Origin of the sequence: Leeuwenhoekiella sp. H156 (assembly GCF_052218455.1) — a bacterium.
In the GTDB taxonomy this organism is placed as follows: Bacteria; Bacteroidota; Bacteroidia; order Flavobacteriales; family Flavobacteriaceae; genus Leeuwenhoekiella; species Leeuwenhoekiella parthenopeia.
In genome coordinates this window covers 725341-750817 of the sequence record NZ_CP197499.1, presented here as the reverse complement: position 1 = coordinate 750817, position 25477 = coordinate 725341, and the positions used below count along the sequence as shown (strand labels likewise).

The following is a 25477-nucleotide window of genomic DNA, read 5'->3' as shown; positions in this document are numbered from 1 at the left end:
TTACAATTAGTCTGTCGATCTTAAAAAGGGTGTTTTCCCCCTATTGGTTCTTATCCCAATGAAAATGGGTGTTTTTTTGCTATAACGATTTCGTTAAGCCTGATTTTTATCGAAAAAGTCTAAAAGTCTCATTATGAGCTGGATTGTTTTCTTACATTAGCAGTGCGAAAGAAAAATACTTCCCCTTAACTAAGCTTTCGCTAATTCACCCTAGATCCAGAGTTTACTGTATTGGTTTTATTGACAAGCTTTATACGTTTGTTAGTAGGATTACGAGATATGTATTTATTAACCATTCTATATATTATTAATTTAAAACTTTTCTATTATGAAAAAAGTTATTCTAAGTGCTGCTGCACTCATGTTTGGGGCAGTAGCGTTTGCGCAAACAACACCAACAGGTGTTTCACCAACAGCTGCGACAGACAATCGACAACCTGCTACTCCAGCCGGTAATTATGGTGAATCCATTCAAAATGGTAATGATCATAAAGTTCGTGTGCGACAGGCTGGTTCAGACAATTCAGTTTATACAAACCAATCTGATGGGTCAACATCCGGGGGTAATAAGGCTGATGTAGTTCAAACCGGAGCGGTACAGCAACCTAACAATCTTAATAGTGGTGAAAGCAATATGGCTGCGACTGTTCAGGTTGGTGGAGCGAATGAAGCGAGTACCTGGCAACAAGGGGATCGCAATAAGGCTGCTATAGATCAAGGCTTGAGTGATGATTCAAGTACCGGTAACAAAGCATCTATTCAACAGGGTAATGCTAACAATGCGGAGGACAACCAGGCTGCTATAGCACAGGATGGTACGAGTAATGAGGCCAATATCTTCCAAACCTATGATAATAATGAAGCACATATTGATCAGGATGGTTCTGATAACAAATCATCTGTACGTCAAATTGCAAATCCTGAAGACAGTGCTGGTCATTATGCCTATAATAAGCAGGAAGGTGATGAAAATAAATCTACAGTTGAACAAAGCGGTAGTTCAGATAATGTTGCTCTATCTTCTCAGCAAGGTGATCGTAATAAGTCTTATCAAGTACAATCTAACTCAGGAGGTGCTGGAGATGGAAACAAAGCTTTAGTAAACCAAGGTGATAATGGTTTTGATGGTAATGTTGGGATTAGTAATATTTTTGCTTGGGAAGCAGAAGTGGATGTGTTCAGAGATGGGCCTTTCAATACAGGTACATACGGTTCAACTGCATATCAAGAACAGACCGGCGAGCGTAATGAAGCAGAGATTTACCAATTTGGTAGAGCAGATGAGTCAGATAGCAATAATCTTGCAGGTCAGATTCAAGATGGTGACGATAACGATGCTGCTATTATACAGAATTTATCCGGAAATCTTCAAGGAGGTGATAATTATGCTTTCCAAATTCAGACAGAAAATAGTTCTAATAATCTAGCTCTTTTAGCACAGAATGGAAACAATCATAAAGGTTTTCAATGGCAAGATGGTACAAATAGTACTGTTCGCTCTGTAATGAGAGGAGATTCAAATAAACTATCTACCTATCAGCAAGGAGATGCTAATGATATTGAAACCGCTCAAAGAGGTCAGCACAATGCTGTTTTGATTACCCAGCAGTCTGATGGAAATAGCTATGTGGCTACTCAAAATCTTCCAAACGGTATGCCTGTAGGAATGCCTAATGGAGGAAATCAAATCGATGTATGGCAAACAGGTCCTGGTACAGACTCATTTGCAGATCCTGCTAACCCATTCAACTGTGATTTCACTAATGATGTGTTGACAAAAATGCCTCTTACACCAAATGCTCCTGCCAATCCAGACATTTGCCAAGATTGCAATTAATCTTAAAAATGGTTTAAGAGTTATTTACATCTTCAATTAATTAAAATTGAGGAGGGGACGTATAATAGTCCCCTCTTCAATTCTTATAAAAGGCAGACGATATTATGAAATATTCTTTACCAATCCTATTAGTGTGCATATCTAGCCTTCTGATTTCCAAGACAGGTTTTGCTCAGACTTATAAAGATGAAAGAACTGATGCTAAAAAAGTTCAGGATAAGGAAATATCTAACCCCGCTTTACTTATGGCTTTGGGAGTTGATTTTAATCCAAATGTTGCTTTTCAGAATATAAAGGGTAATAGCGTTTTTTTAACTCAGATAGGGGAGTACAACAAGGTACAGATTGCTACTCGTACCGAGAATAGTGAAATTAATTTGACTCAGGAAGGTAACTTCAATTCAGCGTTACTCAACTATACAGCAAGAACTGCTTTTGCAGACCTGGTGCAAAATGGCGATTATAATGCTATTGAAGATCGTGTGTATAAACCCGGCGAAACTATTTCCTTAGAATTAACACAGAATGGTGATTATTTAAATTTTAAAAGAGAAAATGTTAACCAGCTGACAAAATCTATGAAGTTCACGCAGACTAACGCATCTCCCTCATTAATTATTAGAAGCTTCAATTAAGTGCAGTTCATCTCAAACGATGTTGTTTAAAAAGCCCAAATACAAATTTTTATTATTCGCAGTTCTTATTGCACACTCATGCTTAGCACAGTTTATGAATAGGGAGGTGAAGGCAAAAATCCTTCTGGAGCGAAACAGCGAATTCTACAATTTTATTGGCACAGCCGAAAATTTAACCGATACCGATTTAAACATACGCTACGATCTGATGGTTTTTCAAACCGAACCGGATGGAGAGATTATAAAAGGAAACAAAACAGACCGGGTTTTCATAGAGGCCAGACAACGAATGCTACTTCCTTCAGTTACTATTAATTATAATGTGACTCAAAAAATAGTCATTGTCTTACTTATCTATGACCTTGATGATAAACCTATTGGCCAGGATCGAATAGAGCTTTTACAGGGTGGTCAGACTGATTTATCAGACTTTCAAAATACTATAGAAAATGAAGTGGTATCTCAAGATCAGGCAAAACCTCAGGATGGTTTTGTATTAGACGGCCTGGTGATAGAAAATACCATTACAAAAGCGGGAAAGGACTTCTATCGCTTTTACTACAACGAGTATTTTAATAAGCAAGTTAAAACTCCGTATAACATTCTTATTGAAGAAGTGCCTGGCAGGGGAAGATTCACAAGGGTCTCCGTAAAAGTTGCAGATCAATTGGTCTGGCAATTTTTTGCCCAACCCCGAAAAGATATTCTTAAGAAAAATGCATCAATAGCTCTAAGCAGGTCTATTGCTTATTTGCAACAGTTAGAACAGCGTAAAAATGAATTTATACATTACTAATATGAATAGAATACTACTTTTAGTTGGGCTCCTTGTATCAACCTGTGTTTATTCTCAGCAATTCACCTATCAACCCCTTAACCCTGCTTTTGGAGGAGATACTTTTAACTATAACTGGTTGTTGAGTTCAGCGACTGCACAAAACAAACTAACTGCACCACGCAGTGCTGCAGAGCAGCGTTCAGAATTAGAACAGTTTGGTGACAATTTAAACCGTCAGGTTCTAAGTCAAATTTCACGTCGCCTTCTGCAGCAACAAATAGAAGGTATCGGAAATTTTGATCAGGAAGGTACTTTTACTTATGGTACTCTTGCCGTAGAAGTTTTTGAAAGCGATGAGGGTTTGGTGATTAATATTTTAGATACTTCAACCGGAGAGCAAACTCAGGTAATTGTCCCCAATCAATAATTAATCTATGAAGTTTTACAAAGTTTTTGCAACAGTATTGGTTGCACTAGCCCTGCATTCATGTGGTGCCTATTTCAATCAACCTTTTGATCAAACTCCTGCACGTCTTGGAGAACAATCGCGCTCCACGCAAAATTTGCTAAATCTTCCTCCTGCTCAAGATCCGGTAGAAGTAGCGGTTTACAATTTTTCAGATCAGACGGGGCAATATAAGGCAGTTGAAAATGGAAGTACATTTAGTACAGCTGTTACCCAGGGTTCTACCGCGATTCTCTTAAAAGCTCTGGAAGATAGTGGGTGGTTTATCCCCATCGAGCGGGAAAATCTGAGTAATTTATCTACCGAGCGTAACATCATACGCAATACCAAGCAGGAGTATATCAAAAACCTGAATCCAAACGAGCCACCATTGCCTCCGCTGAAATATGCCGGTATTATCTTAGAGGGCGGAATTGTTTCCTATGACACGAATATTTTAACCGGAGGTATAGGTGCACGCTATTTTGGACTTGGAGGTTCTGCAAAATACCGTCAGGATCGAATAACCGTTTACCTCAGAATGGTTTCAACCAGCAACGGGGAGATTTTAAAAACGGTGTATGTGTCAAAAACCATTTTGTCGCAGGCACTTGACGGTAGTTTATTTCGTTTTGTAAAGTTTCAGCGTTTGCTGGAGACTGAAATGGGAATTACCCGAAATGAACCGGTACAGCTGGCAGTCAAAGATGCCGTAGAGAAAGCGGTTCATGATTTGATTATTGAAGGTATTGAGGATGGATTTTGGTCTGCAAAGGGAGGAAATACCGTTAATCAGGATGTTGTTGAGGCCTATAAGGAAGAGAAAGCTGTTGCAGAGTCTACAGGTCTGTATAACCGAATATTTTTTCAGCAAAAATTTAAAAATGCCCTCAGTTTTGACGCCGGGGTTAGTTTGTTGGATGCTGATTATACAGCCAAACGTGTAGGCGGGATGGCACGCCTGGGCTACAGTATGGCTCTGGGAGAAGTCGTGAGTCTCAACCTCAACGGAGCTTACATGAATATGAAAACCGGTAACACATTTGATGAATCTTTTGCGAGTGTTGACCTCAATGCGGAATTCAGACTATTGCGTAATGACAAGCTTTCTCCTTTTGTATATGCAGGAGGTGGAATCATAATGGGTTTTGCTGATAATCAGGAGTCCTTAGGACTTGACGGAAATCAAACCGATGCAAAAGTGCAATATGGGGCAGGATTAGAATATGCTTTGTCTCCACGGGTAGGTTTAAGGCTCTGGGCTGAACATGATATAACCTTTACCGATAAACTCGATAATTTAATAAATGGAAAGCGCGATGATTATTATTTCAATTTTGGCGTTGGGTTGAAGTATTATTTTAATTTTTCATCATCAAAAAAGACTGATGACCAGCAAACTCCTGCAGTAAATACCCCCAAACAATAAGAGTATGAAAACAAAATTTATATATTTTTTCGTGGGTCTAAGCATCTTCTTCTTGGGATGTAGTGAAGATACGATTGAAGAAAATGGTATTGGATCCCTTACAGGTACTGTGGTTGAAAAGGATACCAATGATCCATTGAGCAATGTAAAGATCGTAACAAACCCGGCCTCAAGTACCGTTTTTACTGATGCAGAAGGAAAATTCAATATTGAGACGATTAAAACCGGAGAATATTCAGTTCAGGCAGAACTTGATGGCTATGTAGACGCGTTTGAGGCTGTTACCATATTAAATGAGGAAACCAGCACCGTGGTTTTCGAATTAAACGAAGGTAACACCAGTAACATTGGCCCATTAGTACCTCAATTACTTACGCCTGAAGATGGAGCCTCTGATCTTGATCCGTCAGTAGAATTTATTTGGTCTTCTTCTAAGAATGATGCTGATGAGGTTAGCTATACTCTAGAGCTGAGAAACGGTTCAACCGGTGAAATTCAGAGTGTAGAAATTCTGTTAGATACCACTGCGACAATAAGTAATTTAAGATTAGGAACTAATTATTTTTGGCAGGTAGCAGCTTCAGATGGGCAAAATGCTGCTGTCAAGAGCAGTATCAGTCAGTTCAGGACTAATAATACTCCTCAAAATGAATTCTTATATGTTAGGCCGGTTAATGGCAACAGTGTTATTTTTTCAGGGGCTGACAATGACAATAGTTCAGAGCAGGATGAGGTAAACTTTAACGAGTTTCAATTAACATCAGAGTCATTCAATAGTTTTAGGCCCCATCGAAATATAGAAACCTCTAAAATTGCCTTTTTACGAACAGTTAATGGGGCTACTCAAATTCATACGATGAATCTTGATGGGACCGGAGTTAGACAAGTCACGAATGCGGTACCTCTTAATGGTTTTAGAATTACAGAATTAAATTATACCTGGGCGCAAAATGGTGGTAAAATTTACTATCCTAGTTTTGATAAGTTATACAGCATCAATCCTGATGGTGGTGGTCTGACCGTGATTTATCAAACTCCGGACGGGAGTTTTATTTCAGAAGTAAGTTCTGCTGCTTTAGATGATAATTTAATTGCTGTAAAGACTAATGACAGTGATGGTTATAATGTGCGTGTTTATACTGTTCGCTTGTCATCTGCGACAGAAGAAGATGTGATTTTTGAAAATAATCCGGGCGCGGTTGTCGGTATTGACTTGAATGCCAACGGAAATAAATTGGTCTACTCTAAAGATGTGTCAGGTTCTGAAAATAGTCAATATAGACAATTTAGTAACCGGATTTACATATATGATCTCAATACTCATTCAGAGGTTCTTTTTGATAATGGCGCGATCGCGGGGTCTAACGATATTCAGCCTGCCTGGTCGCCTTCTGAAGGAGAGATACTCTTTACCCGAAAACCGAGTAATTTAAATTCAGAACCGCGGGTTTTTATATCTCCACTTGTAAATTTCGCGAGTGATGACCTTTTATTCACAAACGCATCTATGCCAGACTGGGAGTAATACCAGTTTGCAATACATTTTAAAAACGTCCTGAAATTTCAGGACGTTTTTATTGGCGCCGCCGTAGGGTGAAATGTCCTGAGGCTTGTTGTGAATTTGAAATTTTGTTTCTAACCATTTCCTTGAAGGCTTGCCCCGAGGTAGTTTACTTCTTACTTTTGCAAAATAGCCACAAAAAATGAGTGAAGAGATTTCAAAACGCTATGCCCAGAGGGGTGTATCTGCCGGTAAAGAAGAAGTTCATAAAGCCATAAAAAACGTTGATAAAGGTTTATTCCCCAAGGCATTTTGTAAAATAGTACCCGATTATTTAACCGGCAGTGACGAGCATTGTCTCGTTATGCACGCTGACGGAGCCGGTACAAAATCTTCGCTTGCTTATATGTACTGGAAAGAAACCGGTGATCTTTCAGTCTGGAAAGGTATTGCTCAGGATGCTTTGATTATGAATGTAGATGACCTGCTATGCGTGGGAGCTACCGATAATATCCTGCTTTCATCTACAATAGGAAGAAATAAAAACCTCATTACCGGCGAAGTCATTTCGGCGATAATTAATGGTACCGAAGAGCTCATAGCTGATCTCGCAAAACACGGAGTTACGATAAAAAGTACCGGAGGTGAGACCGCAGATGTGGGAGATCTGGTGCGTACCATAATCGTAGACTCTACGGTAACAGCCCGAATGAAAAAGAAAGATGTTATTGACAATGCAAAAATAAAGTCGGGTGACCTTATCGTAGGCCTTGCAAGCTACGGGCAGGCCAGTTATGAGACCCAATATAATGGAGGTATGGGAAGCAACGGTCTTACCTCTGCACGTCACGATGTTTTTAGTAAATATCTGGCTAAAAACTACCCCGAAAGTTTTGATGCTTCAGTGCCTGATGATCTGGTGTACAGCGGTTCGAAGACGCTCACCGATGCAGTTGAGAATAGCCCTTTAGATGCCGGGAAGTTGGTTTTATCGCCTACACGCACCTATGCGCCGGTGATTAAAAAAATTCTTCAGGATGTTGACCGAAGCATGCTGCACGGAATGATTCACTGTAGCGGAGGAGCACAAACTAAAATTTTACATTTTGTTGATAATCTTCATATTGTGAAAGATAATATGTTTGAGTTGCCACCCCTTTTCAAACTTATTCAGGAAGAAAGTAATACAGATTGGCGCGAAATGTATCAGGTGTTTAATATGGGGCATCGTATGGAACTCTACGTAGATCCCAAACTTGCAGATCAAATAATTAGAATTTCAGAATCATTTAACATACCTGCACAAATAATTGGCCGGGTAGAGGCGTCTGAAGAGAAGCGTTTAACAATTAAAAGTACCTTTGGAACGTTTACATATTAGAATCTTATAATACGCCTATTTTGAAGCAGTTATCTTTTTGTTTAGTTCTTTGTTTTTTTGTTCTTTCCGGCGCAAATTATGCGCAGCACATAACCTTCCCATTACCCGTAAAAAAAAGCGTGGTTAAGCAGTTGAAGGATCGTTTCATTGAAAAGGAAGAGACCAATTGGGTCAAAAAAAATCAGGCAGGAGTAGATCTTAGCGAGGTTGCTTTTGTGAACTGGAACTCCGGTGGTACCAATTCTTTTTCCGGTCTCGCAGAAGTAAAGATCGAGCGTAATTACGCCGATGCACAAAACAAGTGGCGCAATAGATTTGTAGGGCGTTACGGTATTAACAGTCAGGAAGGGCGGGAAATCAGAAAAACCGATGATCAGCTGGAGGTAACTTCAGATTTTGGATACCGCCGCGATACGATTTCTAATTGGTATTACTCGGCAAAATTTAGATTTGCTTCTCAATTTACTAACGGGTATAAATATCCTGATAATAAAACACCCATCTCTCAGTTCATGGCTCCGGGCTATGTATTTTTGGGGATAGGGAGTGAATATGGTAAGCGTATAGACAATCTTTCGGTTTATGCTTCCCCTCTTACGTATAAGTCTACCATCGTTTTAGACCAGGTATTGGCCAATACCGGTTCGTTTGGTGTTGAACCTGCTGTGCGTGATGCCGACGGTAATATTATTAAGGAAGGAGAAAATTTTAATAGTGAACTGGGTATTTTACTGCAAAGCATCTGGAAAGCACGGCTGATGGAAAATATTAACTTCACAAACTCAATAAATCTTTACACTGATTATCTCAATAGCTTTGGAAACATTGACGTAGATTGGGAACTTAATTTAAACTTCAAGGTAAACAGTTTTGTTCTCGCTAAATTGGGTTCACACTTACGCTATGACAATGACATTAAAATTACCGAGACTAATGTTGATGGTGACGAAATGGTCATGGGTGCACGTGTACAGTGGAAACAGCAACTAGGAATAGGTGTTATTGTTGATTTTTAAAAAAGTGATTGAATTTTAAAACTCTTTTTGTACTTTTTGCGTAAGTATTTAATAAATGTACCCCCATCATAATTAATTAAACACTTTAATGCAGGCTAACAAATCTAAAGTTGAGTTATTTTTTCCGGCATTTCTTGCCGTTGTTTTACTCTTAAATCTTGGAGTTATTGCTTTTTATGATCTGGAGACGAGTAGGTTAATTCGACTTGTTAGCATTTTTTCGTTTTTGCTGTATTATGTTGTAGCGAAAAAAATTCTCAATATCTGGACAATTACAGCACTACTGGTATTACTTATTCGGGATATTTTCTTTCAATTCTACGAACAAGGATGGGGTTACAAGTTTTATCTCATTTTTGGAACATTGTTTTATTTAACGATAGTTCTGGAAAGGCTTCCAAAGGTTTCTCAGATAAAATTTAATCCCGGGGTTGTTTTGGTAACCGGTCTTCTGGTAGCGGCAAATACTTATGTGTTGTATATAATCATGAATATGCAAATGGTTACCTACACCTTTCACGATAGTCTCGAGCCCATACTCTTCTATATTTACGGTGCTGCTATGATGGTACTAGGCGTTCAGGCTATATCTTATAACAATAAATACAACAGCAACAGGTCGCTAATGTATATATTTTTCGCCTTTGGCTTTATCTTCTCAGATATTGCGGCCTTGTTTGCATATTATTTTGAATTTGATGTTTTTTATTTCTTTGACAGATTTTTCTTTATAAGTGCTACAGCACTAATTGTAAAATATGGCCTTAATTACGAAAGTGTAAAAGAGGAATATTATCAATATGAAATGATTGATAAAAAGCTTTGAGCCGTTTATCTAAACCCACGTTAAATACCTTTTAGAAATTAGAATGAAAAATTTATTAGGCATTGGTTCGCGCATTAAGCACGCTGATTATGGTGACGGAGTAGTCACCAATGTTACTTCAAAGCATTACTGGGTCACCTTTATCGAGAATGGTCTTGAAACACTAGATTTAGATGCAGATTTTGAGGTGATTGAAGCCGTTGAGGATGAGGTAGACACGATTAGTTTTTATGAAGTAGAACGCACCCTGAGAGAGATGCTCAAGCAATATTCAGATATTTCTGAGATTGTTCCTATTGCCGACAAATATAAAGGCGGCACACTTATTCTGAGTCCGGCAGATTCTAGTCTTTCCCAAAAAGAAATACCTATTGATACGTTTTTCCATAAAATAGTTATGGTACGGGATCGCATTCGGGTAATGGAGCAGAAAATCAATTCCAGCGCCAATCTTGACGACCAGGAGAAAATAGACCTTCAGCAATACATAACCCGTATTTACGGGAGTTTGACCACCTTTAATGTGCTGTTTAAAAACAGTTCGCAGAACTTTAAAGGGGAGGGTAAAAGCAAGTAAATAGTCCTTTTTACTTAGATCATTTCGTATCAAGCCTGAAAACTTCCTTCAGCCTGTTCTCAACCGGAGAATGATCCGGGTGGGTATTCATGATGTCAGCCATATAATTCCACCATTTCTTAACCACAGGATGTTCGGGTAAGGATGCAGTGGTGTGACCGGCCATCAATTTCTGAAATGCAAATAAAGTACCCGTTTGCTCATGAAGGTAGATGTAATACTCTTCGATACCTGATTCTGCAAGCAGCTCCTGTAATTCGGGCCAGATGGCATCGTGCCTGAGCTTGTATTCTTCCGCAAAACCCGGTTTAAGTTGCATGGTAAAGGCGTGTGTGATCATAATTTACTATTCTAATGTTCTTTATTAACTCGTAAGTAATCCCTGCTAAATTCCCTTTTAAGTAGTGACAGGAGTTGATCGAACCTTTGTTTTTTCGCTTTGTGAAAACTATTGCGAGAAGAATTAAAAAAAGGATTTATGAGGAAAGTTCAGCTAATTAGTTTTACCTATAATTTAATTAATACTTAATATTTAAATGTGACGTAAACATCTAGGAAGCATATTCGAAATCAAATTTATATGTTAAATGAAAGTTAAGTGTCCTGCTCTGACCTGTTCATTTAAAATTTACCCGAAAGAAAACCAGTTTAACATTTTTGAGTTAATACGGGATTTAAAATTTTGATTCCCAATAAGTGGCTCTTCGATTAACTCCTAAAAAAATAATAACTCAAAAATAATTTGGAAGTTGTAAACATAATATTAGTTTTGTGTAATCGATTGCATAAAAGTTATTTGCCTTTTAGAAATCGTTTTCGAAAAATATTAAAATATGCTGAATAAATTATTCTACATCTTTTCTGTATTTCTTTTTGTTCTAGCTTCTTGTAAAGAAAATACAGCTCATAAACCCAACCAGCCTCCGGTCGTGAAAAGCCTTGCAGATGAAAAATGGTCTGTTCAAATGGCACAATCTATTATGGAGCGAAATCCCAAAGCCTATCAGATTGACGGTCGGGATACCCAAAAGTGGGATTACGTGCACGGTTTGGTACTCAAGGCATTTCTTGATATACACGATACAACAAACGATACAACCTATCTTAAGTACGTGGTTGAATATGCAGACGATCTTATAAATGAGGACGGTTCAATAGAAACCTATAAACTAGCTGATTACAACATTGACATGATCAATGCAGGTAAGTTATTGTTTGCTATTTATGATTCAACCAAAAATGAAAAATATCTGAAAGCAGCACAACTTTTAAAATCGCAATTGGAAGATCATCCGCGTACTACTGAAGGTGGGTTTTGGCATAAAAAGCGCTATCCCAGTCAGATGTGGTTAGACGGTTTGTACATGGGAGCTCCTTTTTACGCAGAATATACGACCGCATTTGAAGAAGGCAAAAACCTGGATGATGTAGCTAAACAGTTTCAGCTTATTCAGAAATATGCTGTAGATCCCGAAACCAAACTATTATACCACGGCTGGGACGAAAGCAAAGAGCAGAGATGGGCAAATCCAGAAACTGGGGTTTCTCCTAATTTTTGGTCCAGATCTTTAGGCTGGTACGCGATGGCACTCGTAGATGTTCTAGATTATTTTCCGGAAGATCACCCCAAACGGTTAGAATTAATTGATTACTTACAGCAACTGGCAGAAGCCCTTGTTCCGTTTCAGGATGAGAGCGGACTTTGGTATCAGGTAACCAATATGGGAGAGAAGGAAGGTAACTATCTGGAGGCTTCAGGGAGTTCTATGTTTGCATATGCCTTTGCTAAAGGGGCTAATAAAGGTTATCTTGACACTAAATTTAAAGACGTAGCTAATAAGGCTTTTGATGGATTGACAAATGAACTCATAGTGCGCAACGAGGATGGTACAATTACCCTTACTCAGGTTTGCGCTGTTGCCGGCTTAGGTGGAGATCCTTATCGAGATGGCTCTTATGAATACTACATAAATGAACGTAAACAAGATAATGATCCTAAGGGAACGGGCCCCTTCATTATGGCTGCTATTCAGTTAGGACGCTAAAAAAACAACCAAGTAGTATTATGAAATCGAAAATGATTTTTAGTGCTTTTGCACTTACCGCACTTTTTGCGTGTAAAGAAAAACAAGAAGAAAAACCTGTTGAAGATGCTGTGGTAGAGGAATCTAAACCCTCCACCTACGCCGAAATTTCAATTAAAGAAGGTGGGAACTGGAGTTCTGAATCCCGCGAATATCAGGGCGGTAAATTTGTAAATGTGGATAAACTAGACCTTCCTGAAGAACACACAGATCATTCCTGGTTTATTCGCTACGAAGGTCCGGGTTGGGAAAACAAGCAAATCGCTTATCGCTTGTATTTAGACTGGAGAAACGCGATTGATATTTTCGGAAAAAAAGTAGATACGCTGGTTTTACCTTACGTGGGGCAGGATGGTTTTGACTCCTACCACAACAATGCACCCTGGGGGCAGGATATTTTAAAAGCCGGAAAATCAATGGGCATTGGTGGCTACGGCAGGTTTACGGCAGATACCATCGCGCATTTTGATGAGGTCGAAAAAACGCTGGTAAAAGTGGATAATTCAGATTCAAAATCAAGTGTTACGATAGATTATAAAGGATGGAAGACCGGAGATGTGATTACCGATCTAAAATCAACCATCAGTATTTTTCCGGAAGACCGTTTCTTAAAGGCAGAGCTTACTCCCGGTGTTGAATTTGAGGGTCTTGCCACCGGCATCGTTAAGTTTGAAGATATTCCATTAATGCAGGCCACCAGCGAAAGTGGAGACTGGGCCTATATAGCCACCTACGGCAAGCAAACCCTTGCCGGTGAAAACGACCAGCTCGGGATGGCGATTTTTTACAAAACCGCTCAGGCTGCTACTACCGAAGGTCCACACGATCATTTGGTGGTTTTTAATCCTTCTACGGAAACACAGACGTACTACATCTTAAGTGCCTGGGAGCAGGAAAAGGAAGGAATCAAATCTGAAGAAGCCTTTAAGGCAGATCTTACAGCTAAGCTGGCCACACTGGATTCTGAAGGAACCCTGGAATAAGATATACCGTACAGTGCAGGATAAGCTTCGGTAAAGCCCTGGTTATATTTGAATATCAAAACGCTAAACGTAAAGACTTTTAAAATGTAAATTTTACATTTAAAATTGAGATTTGTAAATTTGATAAGAATCAAATCTTTTAAAAAACACACCATGACAAAATCAGAATTTAGATACGCCCACCATCCGGAAGATGTAAAACGTTATACCACTCAGGAGCTTCGTGAGCATTTCTTAATCCCTTCCATTTTTGTAAAAGATGAAATCAACCTTACCTATACTATGTACGATCGCTATATCGCGGGAGGTGCGTTTCCGGTAAACAAAGCCTTAAAACTGGAGCCAATAGATGATCTTAAGGCTCAACATTTTCTGGATCGCAGAGAACTTGGGGTCATCAATGTAGGTGGAAAAGGAAAGGTCACCGTTGACGGCAAAGTCTACGAACTGGGCAACAAAGAAGCTCTATATGTAGGTAAAGGCGTAAAGGAAGTGATTTTTGAAGCCACAGAAGAGCAACCCTATTTTTACATAAATTCGGCTCCTGCACATCACGCGTATCCTACCAAAAAAGTAACGAAAAAAGAAGCCGAGATCGTAGAGCTTGGCGACACCAAATATTCAAACAAGCGGGTGATCAACAAACTTTTAGTCAACAGCGTGGTTGATACCTGCCAGTTGCAAATGGGAATGACCGAGCTGGTAGCAGGTAATGTATGGAACACCATGCCGGCGCATACCCACACCCGCAGAATGGAAGTCTATTTCTACTTCGATCTGGAAGAAGGCCAGACCATCAGTCATTTTATGGGTCAGCCCGATGAAACTCGACATATTTTTATGAAAAATCATCAGGCGGTTATTTCACCCGAGTGGTCTATACACTCCGGTGCCGGGACTTCAAACTATACCTTTATTTGGGGAATGGCAGGCGAAAACATGGATTATGGCGATATGGACGGCGTCTCACCTGAAGATTTAAAATAATGAGTTTATTCAGTTTAGAAGGTAAAACAGCATTGGTAACCGGCTGTAAACGGGGTATAGGTTTCGCTATGGCCGAAGCACTTGCCGAAGCGGGAGCAGATATTATCGGGGTTTCGGCCTCCTTAGAAATTTCGGGCTCAGATATCGAAAAAGCAGTTACAGCAACAGGAAAGAAATTCAGTGCCTATCAATGTGATTTTTCAGACCGTAAAGCCCTTTACAAATTTATTGAGAAGGTTAAAGCAGAGAATCCAACCATAGATATTCTGGTCAACAATGCCGGTACCATTTTAAGAGCGCCCGCCGCAGAGCACAGCGACGCGTATTGGGATAAAGTGATCGAAGTCAATCAAAACGCACAGTTTATCCTCAGCAGGGAGTTGGGTAAAGAAATGATAAAAAGAGGCAGCGGTAAAATCATATTTACGGCATCATTGCTTACCTTTCAGGGCGGAATCACCGTTCCCGGCTACGCAGCATCTAAAGGTGCCATTGGGCAGTTAACCATGGCGCTTTCTAACGAGTGGGCCGGTAAAGGTGTGCAGGTTAATGCTATCGCGCCGGGTTATATCGCCACAGATAATACCGAAGCCTTACGTGACGATCCCGAGCGCAGTTCGTCTATTCTGGGCCGTATTCCGGCAGGCAGATGGGGTGAACCGGAAGATTTTAAAGGTCCTGTGGTATTTTTAGCCTCGCCCGCAAGCAATTATATGACCGGTACCGTTATGACTGTAGATGGCGGCTGGATGGGCAGATAAGAACCAATCGAAAAATACGTATGCTAACAGAAGAAAATATTAAAAAGGTAGGCAGTAGTTTTATTACTAAAGAGTTCCTTTTACAAAATCGCTTTGCCGAAGAGTTGTACTTCAACTATGCAGCGCCGCAACCTATCATAGACTATCATAACCACCTGCCGCCTGCAGAAATTGTAGCAGACCGGCAGTTTGAAACCATTTCACAGGTGTGGTTATACGGCGATCATTACAAATGGCGTGCGATGCGTGCTCTGGGTATTGACGAGGCATACATCACCGGGGAAGCCTCTGACGAGGAGAAGTTTTTAGCCTGGGCTAAAACTGTTCCGTTTACGTTACGCAATCCATTGTTTCATTGGACGCATCTCGAACTCAAGCGCTATTTTGATGTAGACGAATTGCTAAACGAGCAATCTGCACCTGAGATCTACAAAGAGATCAACCGCCAGTTGCAGTTGCCCGAAAACTCATGTCGCGGTCTCCTCAAAAAGATGAATGTTGAAACCGTTTGCACTACCGAAGATCCGCTAGACACGCTTGATCACCACCGTGCATACGACGGTTCAAAGGCAGGACTTACGATGAGTACTGCTTTTCGCCCGGATAAAGCCATCCTCATAGATGCCGAAAATTACAACGACTATCTCGATCGGCTGGCCGAAGTATCAGGCGTGGCAATTACAGATTATGAGAGCTTAAAAGAAGCCTTGCAGCAGCGCATTGATTTCTTTCATAAAAATGGATGTAGATTGTGTGATCACGGTTTGAATAATCTCTCCTGGGCTCCTGCAACCGATAAGGAAGTCCGTCAGATTTTCGCGAAGCGTCGCGATGGCGCAGCGCTTTCCCACCTGGAGGCAGAGCAGTTTAAAACCGCAATTTTGGTGTTTCTGGGCGAAAGCTACCACGAGAAAGGCTGGGTACAGCAGTTTCATTTAGGGGCTTTGCGAAACAACAACAAACGTATGCTGGCACAATTAGGCCCCGATACCGGTTGGGATTCTATCGGCGATTATGCTCAGGCGGAAGCTTTATCGGCTTTTTTAAATCGTCTGGATAGTACCAATAAACTCACCAAAACCATACTCTACAACCTCAATCCCGCAGATAATGAAGTATTTGCCACGATGATTGGTAATTTTAATGACGGAAGCATCAAAGGTAAAGTGCAATGGGGTTCCGGCTGGTGGTTTTTAGACCAGAAGGACGGCATGGAAAAGCAACTTAATGCCCTTTCCAATATGGGACTTGTAAGTTGTTTTGTAGGTATGTTGACAGACAGCCGAAGCTTTCTTTCATTCCCCCGTCATGAGTATTTTAGAAGAGTATTATGCAATTTGTTTGGTCGCGAGATGGCTTCCGGCGAGTTGCCTCAGGATATGGATCTTGTGGGCAAAATCATTGCAGATATCAGTTACAATAATGCGAAAGCCTATTTCGATTTTTAATGAGTGAGCAAAAAAAAATAATCACCTTTGGTGAAGTTCTGCTACGCCTTTCGCCCGCCGAAAACCGTAAACTGATGCAGGCCAAATCCCTCGATTTTTTCTTTGGAGGAACCGAAATGAATGTAGGAGCTTCGCTTGCTTATCTGGGTGAACCGGTAAAGCACATTACCGCAGTATCTAATGACCTGGTAGGAGAGGCCGCTCTGGCGAGTATGCGTCAGTACGGGCTTGATGTTTCTTCGGTACAAAAAGTAAATCATCCCATCGGGCAGTATGTTTTAGAAGTGGGTTCTGCCATGCGCAGTAGCCAGATCGCTTACAACCGCCTGCACGGTTCATTTGCAAATATTCAGGCAGACCAAATAGATTGGGATGCCGAATTTGAAGACGTCGGTTTTTTTCACTGGACCGGAATTTCGCCCGCAATATCTGAAAACGCGTATAAGGCACTCAAGGCGGCTTTAGTTTCCGCGCAAGCAAAGGGATTACACATCACCGCAGACCCGGCCTACCGCAGCAATTTATGGCAGTACGGGCGTAACGGGCAGGAAGTGCTTAAAGAACTGGTGAGCCTTTCGACTATTTTTATTGGTGGAGTAAATGAAATCAACGAGATTCTGGGGACTTCATTCAGTCAGGATCAGGAAGGTTTTGTAGCAGCCTCCAAAGAACTGATGCAACAATGTCCGACCATTAGGCAGGTTTTTGATAAAATCAGAACCGGAGTAAGCGCCAGCTGGCAAAAAATTTACGGTCGCGCCTGGGTAGCTGGTGAGTACCTTGAAACTCCTGAACTGGAAATCACACAGGTTGTAGACCGCATTGGTACCGGTGACGCCTACGCTGCCGGACTCATTTATGGCCTGCGACATTTTGATGCAGCCACGGCTTTAGAATTTGCAAACGCCGCCTGCGCTCTTAAGCATACGATTTTGGGAGACGTTAATCTGGTTTCGGTTGCAGAAATCACCGAAGTCATGCAGGGCAATACCGGCGGACGCATAAAACGATAAAAACACACAAATGGCAACATACACACGTATAGAAACGGTTTTACAGATGCGCGAAAATGGCATCGTTCCCGTTTTTTACCACAAAGATATTGAGGTTTGCAAACAGGTTTTAAAAGCCTGCTACGACGGCGGCCTGCGCAGCTTCGAGTTTACAAACCGTGGGGATTATGCCCACGAGGTCTTTAGCGACCTGAATAAGTATGCTAAAGCAGAACTTGACGGGATGATTATGGGCGTAGGTTCGGTACTTGATGCCGGCACTGCGGCCTTATACCTGCAGTTGGGAGCTGACTTTATCGTTTCCCCAATTGTTAGCGAAGAAATGGCCAAAGTATGCAACCGCCGCAAAGTGGGGTGGATGCCGGGTTGTGGTTCGGTTACCGAAATCGCTTATGCGCTCGAGCTGGGTGCTGAGGTGGTCAAAATCTTTCCGGGAGCACAGGTAGGAGGTCCTGCTTTTGTCAAAGCGGTAAAAGGTCCGTTGCCCTGGGCGAGCATTATGCCCACCGGCGGCGTGAGCCCTACCGAAGAAAATCTGAAAACCTGGTTTGATGCCGGAGTGCTTTGTGTGGGTATTGGTTCTAAGCTTTTTGTGAAAAACAGGGAAGGGCAGTACGATTATCCTGCGATTACCGAAACCATCAAAAATGCCCTGAACCTTGTAAAAAATCTGCGCTCATGAGACTTTGGCGCTTCTTTATCGTATTTGTTTTTGGATCAGTAGTACTGTTTTCTGGTTGTGCGGAAAGTTCTAATAAACGCGTGATTAAACTGGCACACGGGCTTGATGTTTCGCACCCCGTACATAAAGCCATGGTGTTTATGGGGGAACGTCTGGTCGAAAAGTCGGGCGGAAAAATGAGCCTTGACATTTATCCCAGTCAGCAATTGGGTTCTGAACGTGAATGTCTGGAATTGTTGCAAATAGGAAGCCTCGGGATGACTAAGGTTTCTACCGGTGTACTTGAAAATTTTGCACCGCAGCTGAAGGTTTTTGGTCTTCCGTTTTTGTTCAGAGATGCAGCGCACCGCTTTGAAGTACTGGAAGGTCCTATAGGCGAAGAATTATTGAACGCAAGTATTCCCCAACGCCTTAAGGGATTAGCCTTTTACGATGCCGGAAGTCGCAGTTTTTATACCAAAGAGCCTATCGAAGGTCCGCAGGACCTGCAAGGTCTCAAACTTAGGGTGATGGAAAGCCAGACGGCAATCAATATGGTGAAGTACCTGGGCGGCTCGCCTACGCCGATATCCTGGGGAGAATTGTATACAGCCCTGCAACAGGGCGTAGTAGATGGAGCCGAAAATAATTTGCCCAGTTTTTACCTGTCCCATCATTATGAAGTCTGCAAATACTTTCTGGTAGATGAGCATACTGCGTTACCAGATGAACTTTTGATAAGCACCGTGCTGTGGAACGACCTTTCACCCGAAGAACAAAAATGGGTCAAGGAAGCCGCGATGGAATCTGCCGAATTTGAAAAGAAAATCTGGCACGAGGCCGAAATGGAAGCACTCACTGAAATTCAAAAAGCCGGAGTTAAGGTAACCTATCCGGATAAAGAACCTTTTAGGGAACTGGTAAAACCTATGTATGAAGAGTTCAAACAGAACCCGGAAATGAAACGGCTTATCGAAGAAATACAAAATGTAACTACCGATTAAGATGAAAAAAACATTAGATAAAATATTAGGTTCGGTTTTGGTTTTTTTAATGGCCTCAATCGTTATCGCTGTGTTGTGGCAGGTGTTTTCCCGCTATGTGCTTCAGTCTGCCAGCTCGTTTACCGAAGAAATTGCAAGGTATTTATTGATCTGGATTGGCATTTTGGGAGCCGCTTATGCTTCAGGCCAGCAGGATCACCTGGCTATAAATATTCTTCCGCCTAAACTCAATGAGAAAAACCGCATCAAACTGCGCATCGGCATAAATATCCTTGTGATTTTGTTTGCCATTTTTGCGATGATCATCGGTGGTGGCAATCTGGTTTATGTAAATTTTGAATTGGGTCAAAGCTCAGCTGCATTGGCGATTCCGCTAGGCTATGTGTATATGGTCTTGCCCATTAGCGGCGCATTGATCATCGTTTATAAAGTTATCGAATTGGCTAATCCTAAAAAATACCTGTTGTCATGATTGAGATTGTAGTATTGGTTCTGGTATTTTTTTTGCTGCTCGCAATTGGTGTTCCGGTGGCATGGTCTATTGGGATCTCGTGTTTGTGCACCATAATGATTTCCATAGATTCTATGGCCAGTTTTACAACCATCGCGCAGCGTATGGCAACAGGACTTGATAGTTTTTCGCTTCTGGCGATACCGCTTTTTGTGCTCGCAGGGCAGGTAATGAATCAGGGTGGTATTGCACTCAGGCTCATCAATTTTGCCAAAGCTTTAATGGGAGCACTTCCCGGCGGTCTCATTTATGTGAACGTTATTGCAGCTATGCTTTTTGGTGCGATTTCCGGTTCCGCAGTAGCTGCGACTTCTGCAATCGGGGGGATTCTGGGCCCTTTTATGGAGAAAGAAAACTATTCGAAAGAGTTTGGAGCCGCCATCAATATTACCTCGTCGACTACAGGTTTGATCATTCCGCCTTCTAATATTTTAATTGTGTATTCGCTGGCCAGTGGTGGTGTTTCTATCGCTTCGTTGTTTTTGGCCGGTTATATTCCCGGGATATTAATGGGACTGGCGTTGATGCTGGTAGCGACCTTTTGGATTAAAAAGAAAGGCTATCCCGCAGGAGAACGCAGCAGTATTAAGCTTATTTTAAAGACTTTTTTAGATGCGCTGCCCAGTTTGCTTTTGCTTGTTGTGGTTATCGGCGGAATCATCACCGGTATTTTTACAGCAACCGAAGCTTCGGGTATTGCGGTTTTGTATACGCTGGTATTGTCTTTCATCTATCGGGAATTGAAAATTTCCGGTCTTAAAAGTATATTTCTGAATTCAGTAGGAACCACCGCCATAGTGATGTTGCTCATCGCGACTTCGATGAGTATGTCGTGGGTGATGTCTTTTGAAAACATTCCACAGAATGTAAGTGCCGCGCTTTTGGCTTTAAGCGAAAACAAATTTGTAATCCTGGTCATCATCAACATCCTGCTGCTCTTTGTGGGCACCTTTATGGATATGACGCCTGCAGTACTCATTTTTACCCCAATCTTTTTACCTGTAGTGACCAGTATGGGAGTAGATCCTGTGCAGTTTGGGATTATGATGGTGATGAATCTCTGCGTAGGCCTGTGTACACCCCCCGTGGGAGCAGTGCTTTTTATAGGTGTGGGCGTGGCGCGAACTTCCATCCAGAAAATTATGAAGCCCCTGCTTCCGCTTTATGCTGTGATGGCCATCGTATTACTTTTGGTAACCTTTATCCCTGCGATTAGTTTGTGGTTACCCTCTTTATTTGAATAACTAACCCTTTTAGAAATAACCTATGAAAAATTTAAATAGGGCAAATGCCGGTTATAATGAGAAATTACCCATCAAAGTTATTCAATTTGGTGAGGGAAATTTTCTACGCGCATTTGTTGATTATATTATAGATAAGCTAAACAAAGAGGCCGATTTTAATGCCGGCGTTGCTGTGATTCAGCCTTTGCCAAACGGTCTTATCAACATGCTGAACGACCAGGATGGATTGTATAATTTGTTTTTACGCGGAATTAAAAACGGTACCGAAGCCGAAGAAATACATACTATTTCGTGTATTGAGGAAGCTTTAAATCCCTATGAGGATTACAACAGATATTTGGCATTGGCAACCGGGGAAGAGCTTCAGTTTTTGATTTCAAATACGACCGAAGCCGGAATCAGTTTTGATGAAAACGACACGTTGGAAGGTGTGCCACACAACAGTTTTCCGGCAAAGGTGACTGCGCTTCTTTACAAACGCTTCAATCATTTTGAAGGAGCTTCAGATATGGGATTGACCATTATTCCGTGTGAACTGATCAACCATAATGCAGATACCCTAAAGAAAATAATCCTTCAGTATGCAGATTTATGGGAGCTGGGAGATGCTTTTAAATCCTGGGTAGAGACCGCAAACAGTTTCCACAATACCCTTGTTGACCGTATTGTGCCCGGCTATCCTAAAGATGATATCGACGCCTATCAAAGTCAGCTGGAGTTTAAAGATAATTTGATTGTTTCCGCTGAGACTTTTTTGCTTTGGGTTATAGAAGGCGACGAAAAATTAAAGGCCAAAATTCCTTTTGATCAGATCGATGAGAATGTTTTGGTTGTAAAAGATATGCAGCCGTACCGCACCCGTAAAGTGCGTATTTTAAATGGTGCGCATACAACGATGGTTCCGTTTTCCATTTTGTTCGGCAATGAGACTGTAAAAGAAACAGTTGATCATGAGTTTACCGGAACTTTCGTTCGCAATGCCGTTTTTCAGGAAATCAACCCCACGCTCGATTTGTCTGAGGACGAACTTAACGAGTTTGCCAACGCCGTTTTTGACCGCTTCCGCAATCCGTTTATCAAGCACCAATTGTCGAGTATCGCATTAAATACCGTATCTAAATTTAAGGTGCGCGTTTTGCCCAGTTTATTAGCCTTTCAGGAAAAATACAATCGATTACCTGAGCATCTTACTTTTGCTTTGGCTTGCCTAATTCGTTTTTATAGAGGAGATTGGCAGGGCCGAAAACTTCCCGTTCAGGATGATGCTGCTGTGGTAGCCGTTTTTGAGGAGGTTTGGAAAACCAATAACTATCAGGAAATCGCTCGAAATATTTTAGGTGAGCAATCCTTTTGGGATCAGGATTTAAATGAAATCGAAGGTCTCACTGATGAAATTTCACGGGCACTTGAGTTGCTTGAGGAGCACGGCGTAGAATCCGCATTTAATCAATTTGCAGCACAATACAGTAAAGCCTAACCGGAGTAAGGGTCTAAAGATATCTGAACGATTATGAAGAGTAAATTAATAAAAGTACAGCCCGAAGATAATGTAGCCGTGGCGCTGGTCGATCTGTATCAGGGCGATGTGGTAGATTTTGAAGGCGAGTCTGTAAACATTTTAAATGACTCCAAAGCCAAACATAAAGTGGCTCTGGTTGATTTTGCTGCGGGAGATTCTATTTTTATGTATGGGGTTTTGGTGGGCAAGGCTTTAAGCCCTATTGGCAAAGGGGGGTTATTAACTACCGAAAATGTCAAGCACGAGGCCAGTTCCGTTTCTCAAAAAACCGAAACCACATCCTGGAACGCACCTGATATCACAAAGTGGAAAGACCGCACGTTTATGGGATATCACCGGGAAGACGGTCAGGTAGGGACTCAGAACGTCTGGTTATTTTTTCCACTGGTATTCTGTGAAAACCGAAATATTGAATTGCTTAAAGACGTTTTTGAAAAGGAACTTTCGTTTCATAAAGCCAGCAAACAACGCCAGTTGTTGCGCAATCTGATAAGCGGTGTATCTGAGGATACTGCTATCGCCGAAGCGGAAGCCGAAGAGGCAATCTTTAAAAATATTGAAGTCAAATTCATCACCCACCAGGGCGGTTGCGGAGGAATTCGTCAGGATGCGGTTTCCTTATCCAAACTACTGGCGGGTTATGTAAACAATCCCAATGTGGCCGGGGCTACCGTTTTGAGTCTGGGATGTCAAAACCTGCAGATCGATATTTTTAGAAAGGCTTTGAGCGAAAAAAATCCGGATATGAAAAAACCGGTACTTATTTACGAACAGCAACAGGAAGGTACGGTAGAGCATATGCTGGCTAAAATCATCAAAGAATCCTTTGAAGGAATCAAGAAAGCTAACCAGATTGAACGCAAACCGGCGCCTTTGTCAAAGTTAAAAATGGGACTGGAGTGTGGAGGTTCTGATGGATTTTCAGGGATTTCAGCAAACCCCGCTTTGGGCTATGCTTCAGATTTACTGGCGGCTTTGGGTGGCTCGCCCATCCTGTCTGAGTTTCCCGAATTGTGTGGGGTAGAGCAGGAGCTGGTTAACCGTTGTGTGAACGAGGCCGATGCGCAGCGCTTTATGCAATTGATGAAAGATTACGAAAAGTCAGCTATCGATGCCGGTTCCGGTTTTGATATGAACCCGTCGCCCGGTAATATCAAGGACGGTCTCATCACCGATGCGATGAAATCTGCCGGAGCAGCTAAAAAGGGCGGGACTTCTCCCATACAGGCGATACTGGATTATGGGGAATACGTCACCAAACCCGGTTTAAACCTGCTTTGTACTCCCGGCAATGATGTGGAAAGCACCACGGCAATGGTAGGCTCCGGAGCCAATGTTGTGGTCTTTACAACCGGATTGGGAACGCCCACAGGTAATCCCATTGCACCGGTTTTAAAGGTGGCTTCAAACAGTACTCTGGCACGCAGAATGCCCGATATTATTGATATTGATAGCGGCCCTGTAATTCGCGGTGAAAAAACCATCGAAGAAATGGGTGAAGAAATTTTGGAATATGTAATTCAGGTTGCCAGTGGTGAAGTCGAAGCCAAAGCCGATAGTTTAGGTCAGGATGATTTTATCCCCTGGAAGCGCGGGGTTTCGTTATAAACAGTTAATGCTAAATCAAAGGGGATCTAAGGGGTTCCCTTTTTTAATGAAGTTTTCCGTACGTAGAGTTCAGGGGTGAGTACAACGCGTTTATCAACCTTTAGACTGCTGTTTTTACTTTCTATCTGTTCTAGAAAAACCTTTGCTGCAATCTGTCCCATAAGTACAGGGGTCTGCCCCACTGTAGTAAGGGGGCATTCTAAGTATTTAGTGAAAGGTTCGTTACTAAAGCCTACTACTCCAAACTCTTCAGGAATTTTAAAACCCCGGGATTTTAATTCCTGAATACCTCCTAAAGCAACATAATCACTGGCAGAGAAAAAGGAATCAAAATCATGACCTTGTTTCAAAAGGAGCGAAACAGCATCAATCCCAGCTTCAACAGTGCTGCTTATTTCTAAAATCAGGTTTTCATTAATAGGGATGTTATTAGCTTTTAAAGCACCTATATAGCCATCATATCTGTACTTATAAATCTGAAGCTTACGATCACCGCCTAGATGGGCAATTTTAGTATAACCCTGTTGTATAAGATGCTCGGTAGCTTCATATGCTCCCTGGTAATCATTAATAGTTACCGAACTTACACCTTCGATATCTTTTTTACGATCAAAAAATATAAGAGGCACTCCCGCTTCTTTTACTTCTAAAATATGCTTGATATCCTCAGTTTCTTTTGAAACCGAGATAAATATGCCATCAATATGCGTGTTGAGAAGCGTTTTTAGCTGGCGAGCTTCGTTAGCTGAGTTTTCATGAGATTGACAAATGATAACGTGATATCCTTTGGGCTCCAGTTCTTCTTCAATACCGCGTATTACTGATGCAAAAAAAGTATGGTTAATATACGGTACTACCACGCCTACGTTAAAAGTACGTCCACTCTTTAGCGCTACTGCAAGGCTATTTTGCTGGTAATTCAGCTCTTTAGCCGTTTTTAAAACCAACTCCTTGGTTTTTGAGCTTACACGATCGCTATTATTCAATGCCCGGGAAACGGTGGCCGCGCTAATATTCAGTTTCTCTGATATATCATAAATGGTAACCTTTTCTTTTTGTCGCATACAATTTAGGATGAAGGGGGTAAAGGTATATTAAAACTTATAGTATTATTATTCTCTGTACCTGATAAAATATTCTGCTAGCTAATTGTCTGAAATATTAAAATTAAATGAAATACCAGTAAATTTATCCTATTGGGGTCTGGTGCTTAGCACTAAATTTAAATA

At 41.4% G+C, this 25477-nt stretch carries 24 protein-coding genes; 22 read left to right on the top strand and 2 right to left on the bottom strand.

Annotated features, from left to right (window positions below; translation table 11 throughout):
- Positions 1–328: 328 nt before the first annotated feature.
- The 10 genes from ACSSS3_RS03075 to ACSSS3_RS03030 all read left to right on the top strand — a co-directional run bounded on the left by ACSSS3_RS03075 (position 329) and on the right by ACSSS3_RS03030 (position 10425).
- Positions 329–1837: a curlin gene (locus ACSSS3_RS03075; protein ID WP_442846413.1), complete on the top strand. Its 1509-nt coding sequence runs from the start codon at positions 329–331 to the stop codon at positions 1835–1837.
- Between the two features lie 104 nt (positions 1838–1941).
- Positions 1942–2472, top strand: a complete 531-nt coding sequence (locus ACSSS3_RS03070) for a hypothetical protein (RefSeq protein WP_442846412.1) — start codon at positions 1942–1944, stop codon at positions 2470–2472.
- A gap of 94 nt (positions 2473–2566) precedes the next feature.
- Complete coding sequence (locus ACSSS3_RS03065; protein WP_442846411.1) at positions 2567–3268, top strand: CsgE family curli-type amyloid fiber assembly protein; 702 nt, start codon at positions 2567–2569, stop codon at positions 3266–3268.
- 1 nt (position 3269) lies between these two features.
- Positions 3270–3677: a curli production assembly/transport component CsgF gene (locus tag ACSSS3_RS03060; protein ID WP_442846410.1), complete on the top strand. Its 408-nt coding sequence runs from the start codon at positions 3270–3272 to the stop codon at positions 3675–3677.
- Between the two features lie 7 nt (positions 3678–3684).
- Positions 3685–5124 (top strand): CsgG/HfaB family protein, encoded by a 1440-nt coding sequence (locus ACSSS3_RS03055; RefSeq protein WP_442846409.1) that lies wholly within the window; start codon positions 3685–3687, stop codon positions 5122–5124.
- 4 nt (positions 5125–5128) lie between these two features.
- Positions 5129–6649 carry a carboxypeptidase regulatory-like domain-containing protein gene (locus ACSSS3_RS03050; RefSeq protein WP_442846408.1) on the top strand — a complete coding sequence of 507 codons (1521 nt, stop codon included), beginning with the start codon at positions 5129–5131 and terminating at the stop codon, positions 6647–6649.
- 178 nt (positions 6650–6827) lie between these two features.
- Positions 6828–8006, top strand: a complete 1179-nt coding sequence (locus ACSSS3_RS03045) for an AIR synthase related protein (protein WP_442846407.1) — start codon at positions 6828–6830, stop codon at positions 8004–8006.
- Between the two features lie 131 nt (positions 8007–8137).
- Positions 8138–9022: a DUF3078 domain-containing protein gene (locus tag ACSSS3_RS03040; protein WP_442846406.1), complete on the top strand. Its 885-nt coding sequence runs from the start codon at positions 8138–8140 to the stop codon at positions 9020–9022.
- Positions 9023–9110: 88 nt separating this feature from the next.
- Positions 9111–9848: a hypothetical protein gene (locus ACSSS3_RS03035; protein ID WP_228229882.1), complete on the top strand. Its 738-nt coding sequence runs from the start codon at positions 9111–9113 to the stop codon at positions 9846–9848.
- 43 nt (positions 9849–9891) lie between these two features.
- Complete coding sequence (locus ACSSS3_RS03030) at positions 9892–10425, top strand: hypothetical protein (RefSeq protein ID WP_228229881.1); 534 nt, start codon at positions 9892–9894, stop codon at positions 10423–10425.
- Positions 10426–10444: 19 nt separating this feature from the next.
- Here ACSSS3_RS03030 and rhaM read toward each other — a convergent pair whose 3' ends face one another.
- Entirely contained in the window at positions 10445–10765 is a 321-nt protein-coding gene (gene rhaM / locus ACSSS3_RS03025) for an L-rhamnose mutarotase (protein WP_442846405.1), read from the bottom strand.
- A gap of 493 nt (positions 10766–11258) precedes the next feature.
- Between rhaM and ACSSS3_RS03020 the strand changes: the two genes are divergently transcribed.
- The 12 genes from ACSSS3_RS03020 (at position 11259) to ACSSS3_RS02965 (ending at position 24248) form a co-directional block, all read left to right on the top strand.
- On the top strand, positions 11259–12470 hold the full coding sequence (locus ACSSS3_RS03020; protein WP_442846404.1) for a glycoside hydrolase family 88/105 protein: 1212 nt from the start codon (positions 11259–11261) through the stop codon (positions 12468–12470).
- A gap of 20 nt (positions 12471–12490) precedes the next feature.
- Positions 12491–13492 (top strand): DUF4861 family protein, encoded by a 1002-nt coding sequence (locus ACSSS3_RS03015; protein ID WP_442846403.1) that lies wholly within the window; start codon positions 12491–12493, stop codon positions 13490–13492.
- Between the two features lie 153 nt (positions 13493–13645).
- The gene (gene kduI, locus ACSSS3_RS03010) at positions 13646–14479 is read left to right on the top strand and encodes a 5-dehydro-4-deoxy-D-glucuronate isomerase (RefSeq protein ID WP_442846402.1); all 834 of its coding nucleotides are present in this window, start codon (positions 13646–13648) and stop codon (positions 14477–14479) included.
- Positions 14476–15240, top strand: a complete 765-nt coding sequence (locus ACSSS3_RS03005; RefSeq protein WP_189319429.1) for an SDR family oxidoreductase — start codon at positions 14476–14478, stop codon at positions 15238–15240. Before kduI ends, ACSSS3_RS03005 begins: the two co-directional genes overlap by 4 nt.
- A gap of 20 nt (positions 15241–15260) precedes the next feature.
- Positions 15261–16688: a glucuronate isomerase gene (gene uxaC, locus ACSSS3_RS03000; protein WP_442846401.1), complete on the top strand. Its 1428-nt coding sequence runs from the start codon at positions 15261–15263 to the stop codon at positions 16686–16688.
- Positions 16688–17701, top strand: coding sequence for a sugar kinase (locus tag ACSSS3_RS02995; RefSeq protein ID WP_442846400.1), 1014 nt, complete (start codon positions 16688–16690; stop codon positions 17699–17701). The genes uxaC and ACSSS3_RS02995 overlap by 1 nt, the downstream gene beginning before the upstream one ends.
- Before the next feature lie 10 nt (positions 17702–17711).
- Entirely contained in the window at positions 17712–18383 is a 672-nt protein-coding gene (locus ACSSS3_RS02990) for a bifunctional 4-hydroxy-2-oxoglutarate aldolase/2-dehydro-3-deoxy-phosphogluconate aldolase (protein ID WP_442846399.1), read from the top strand.
- Positions 18380–19366: a TRAP transporter substrate-binding protein gene (locus ACSSS3_RS02985; protein ID WP_442846398.1), complete on the top strand. Its 987-nt coding sequence runs from the start codon at positions 18380–18382 to the stop codon at positions 19364–19366. Before ACSSS3_RS02990 ends, ACSSS3_RS02985 begins: the two co-directional genes overlap by 4 nt.
- A 1-nt stretch (position 19367) precedes the next feature.
- Positions 19368–19838, top strand: a complete 471-nt coding sequence (locus ACSSS3_RS02980) for a TRAP transporter small permease (protein ID WP_228229864.1) — start codon at positions 19368–19370, stop codon at positions 19836–19838.
- On the top strand, positions 19835–21121 hold the full coding sequence (locus ACSSS3_RS02975) for a TRAP transporter large permease (protein WP_442846397.1): 1287 nt from the start codon (positions 19835–19837) through the stop codon (positions 21119–21121). Before ACSSS3_RS02980 ends, ACSSS3_RS02975 begins: the two co-directional genes overlap by 4 nt.
- 22 nt (positions 21122–21143) lie before the next feature.
- Positions 21144–22598 (top strand): tagaturonate reductase, encoded by a 1455-nt coding sequence (locus ACSSS3_RS02970; protein ID WP_442846396.1) that lies wholly within the window; start codon positions 21144–21146, stop codon positions 22596–22598.
- Positions 22599–22631: 33 nt separating this feature from the next.
- Positions 22632–24248 carry a UxaA family hydrolase gene (locus ACSSS3_RS02965; protein WP_442846395.1) on the top strand — a complete coding sequence of 539 codons (1617 nt, stop codon included), beginning with the start codon at positions 22632–22634 and terminating at the stop codon, positions 24246–24248.
- A 26-nt stretch (positions 24249–24274) separates the two neighbouring features.
- Here the strand turns inward: ACSSS3_RS02965 and ACSSS3_RS02960 are convergent, their stop codons facing one another.
- Complete coding sequence (locus ACSSS3_RS02960) at positions 24275–25312, bottom strand: LacI family DNA-binding transcriptional regulator (protein ID WP_442846394.1); 1038 nt, start codon at positions 25310–25312, stop codon at positions 24275–24277.
- Between the last annotated feature and the right edge of the window lie 165 nt (positions 25313–25477).

Excerpts from the sequence above, each read along its gene's own strand:
- ACSSS3_RS03075 (WP_442846413.1), top strand. The coding sequence starts at position 329 with ATGAAAAAAGTTATTCTAAGTGCTGCTGCACTCATGTTTGGGGCAGTA.
- ACSSS3_RS03070 (WP_442846412.1), top strand. The coding sequence starts at position 1,942 with ATGAAATATTCTTTACCAATCCTATTAGTGTGCATATCTAGCCTTCTG.
- ACSSS3_RS03065 (WP_442846411.1), top strand. The coding sequence starts at position 2,567 with ATGAATAGGGAGGTGAAGGCAAAAATCCTTCTGGAGCGAAACAGCGAA.
- ACSSS3_RS03060 (WP_442846410.1), top strand. The coding sequence starts at position 3,270 with ATGAATAGAATACTACTTTTAGTTGGGCTCCTTGTATCAACCTGTGTT.
- ACSSS3_RS03055 (WP_442846409.1), top strand. The coding sequence starts at position 3,685 with ATGAAGTTTTACAAAGTTTTTGCAACAGTATTGGTTGCACTAGCCCTG.
- ACSSS3_RS03050 (WP_442846408.1), top strand. The coding sequence starts at position 5,129 with ATGAAAACAAAATTTATATATTTTTTCGTGGGTCTAAGCATCTTCTTC.
- ACSSS3_RS03045 (WP_442846407.1), top strand. The coding sequence starts at position 6,828 with ATGAGTGAAGAGATTTCAAAACGCTATGCCCAGAGGGGTGTATCTGCC.
- ACSSS3_RS03035 (WP_228229882.1), top strand. The coding sequence starts at position 9,111 with ATGCAGGCTAACAAATCTAAAGTTGAGTTATTTTTTCCGGCATTTCTT.
- ACSSS3_RS03030 (WP_228229881.1), top strand. The coding sequence starts at position 9,892 with ATGAAAAATTTATTAGGCATTGGTTCGCGCATTAAGCACGCTGATTAT.
- rhaM (WP_442846405.1), bottom strand. The coding sequence starts at position 10,765 with ATGATCACACACGCCTTTACCATGCAACTTAAACCGGGTTTTGCGGAA.
- ACSSS3_RS03020 (WP_442846404.1), top strand. The coding sequence starts at position 11,259 with ATGCTGAATAAATTATTCTACATCTTTTCTGTATTTCTTTTTGTTCTA.
- ACSSS3_RS03015 (WP_442846403.1), top strand. The coding sequence starts at position 12,491 with ATGAAATCGAAAATGATTTTTAGTGCTTTTGCACTTACCGCACTTTTT.
- kduI (WP_442846402.1), top strand. The coding sequence starts at position 13,646 with ATGACAAAATCAGAATTTAGATACGCCCACCATCCGGAAGATGTAAAA.
- uxaC (WP_442846401.1), top strand. The coding sequence starts at position 15,261 with ATGCTAACAGAAGAAAATATTAAAAAGGTAGGCAGTAGTTTTATTACT.
- ACSSS3_RS02995 (WP_442846400.1), top strand. The coding sequence starts at position 16,688 with ATGAGTGAGCAAAAAAAAATAATCACCTTTGGTGAAGTTCTGCTACGC.
- ACSSS3_RS02990 (WP_442846399.1), top strand. The coding sequence starts at position 17,712 with ATGGCAACATACACACGTATAGAAACGGTTTTACAGATGCGCGAAAAT.
- ACSSS3_RS02985 (WP_442846398.1), top strand. The coding sequence starts at position 18,380 with ATGAGACTTTGGCGCTTCTTTATCGTATTTGTTTTTGGATCAGTAGTA.
- ACSSS3_RS02980 (WP_228229864.1), top strand. The coding sequence starts at position 19,368 with ATGAAAAAAACATTAGATAAAATATTAGGTTCGGTTTTGGTTTTTTTA.
- ACSSS3_RS02975 (WP_442846397.1), top strand. The coding sequence starts at position 19,835 with ATGATTGAGATTGTAGTATTGGTTCTGGTATTTTTTTTGCTGCTCGCA.
- ACSSS3_RS02970 (WP_442846396.1), top strand. The coding sequence starts at position 21,144 with ATGAAAAATTTAAATAGGGCAAATGCCGGTTATAATGAGAAATTACCC.
- ACSSS3_RS02965 (WP_442846395.1), top strand. The coding sequence starts at position 22,632 with ATGAAGAGTAAATTAATAAAAGTACAGCCCGAAGATAATGTAGCCGTG.
- ACSSS3_RS02960 (WP_442846394.1), bottom strand. The coding sequence starts at position 25,312 with ATGCGACAAAAAGAAAAGGTTACCATTTATGATATATCAGAGAAACTG.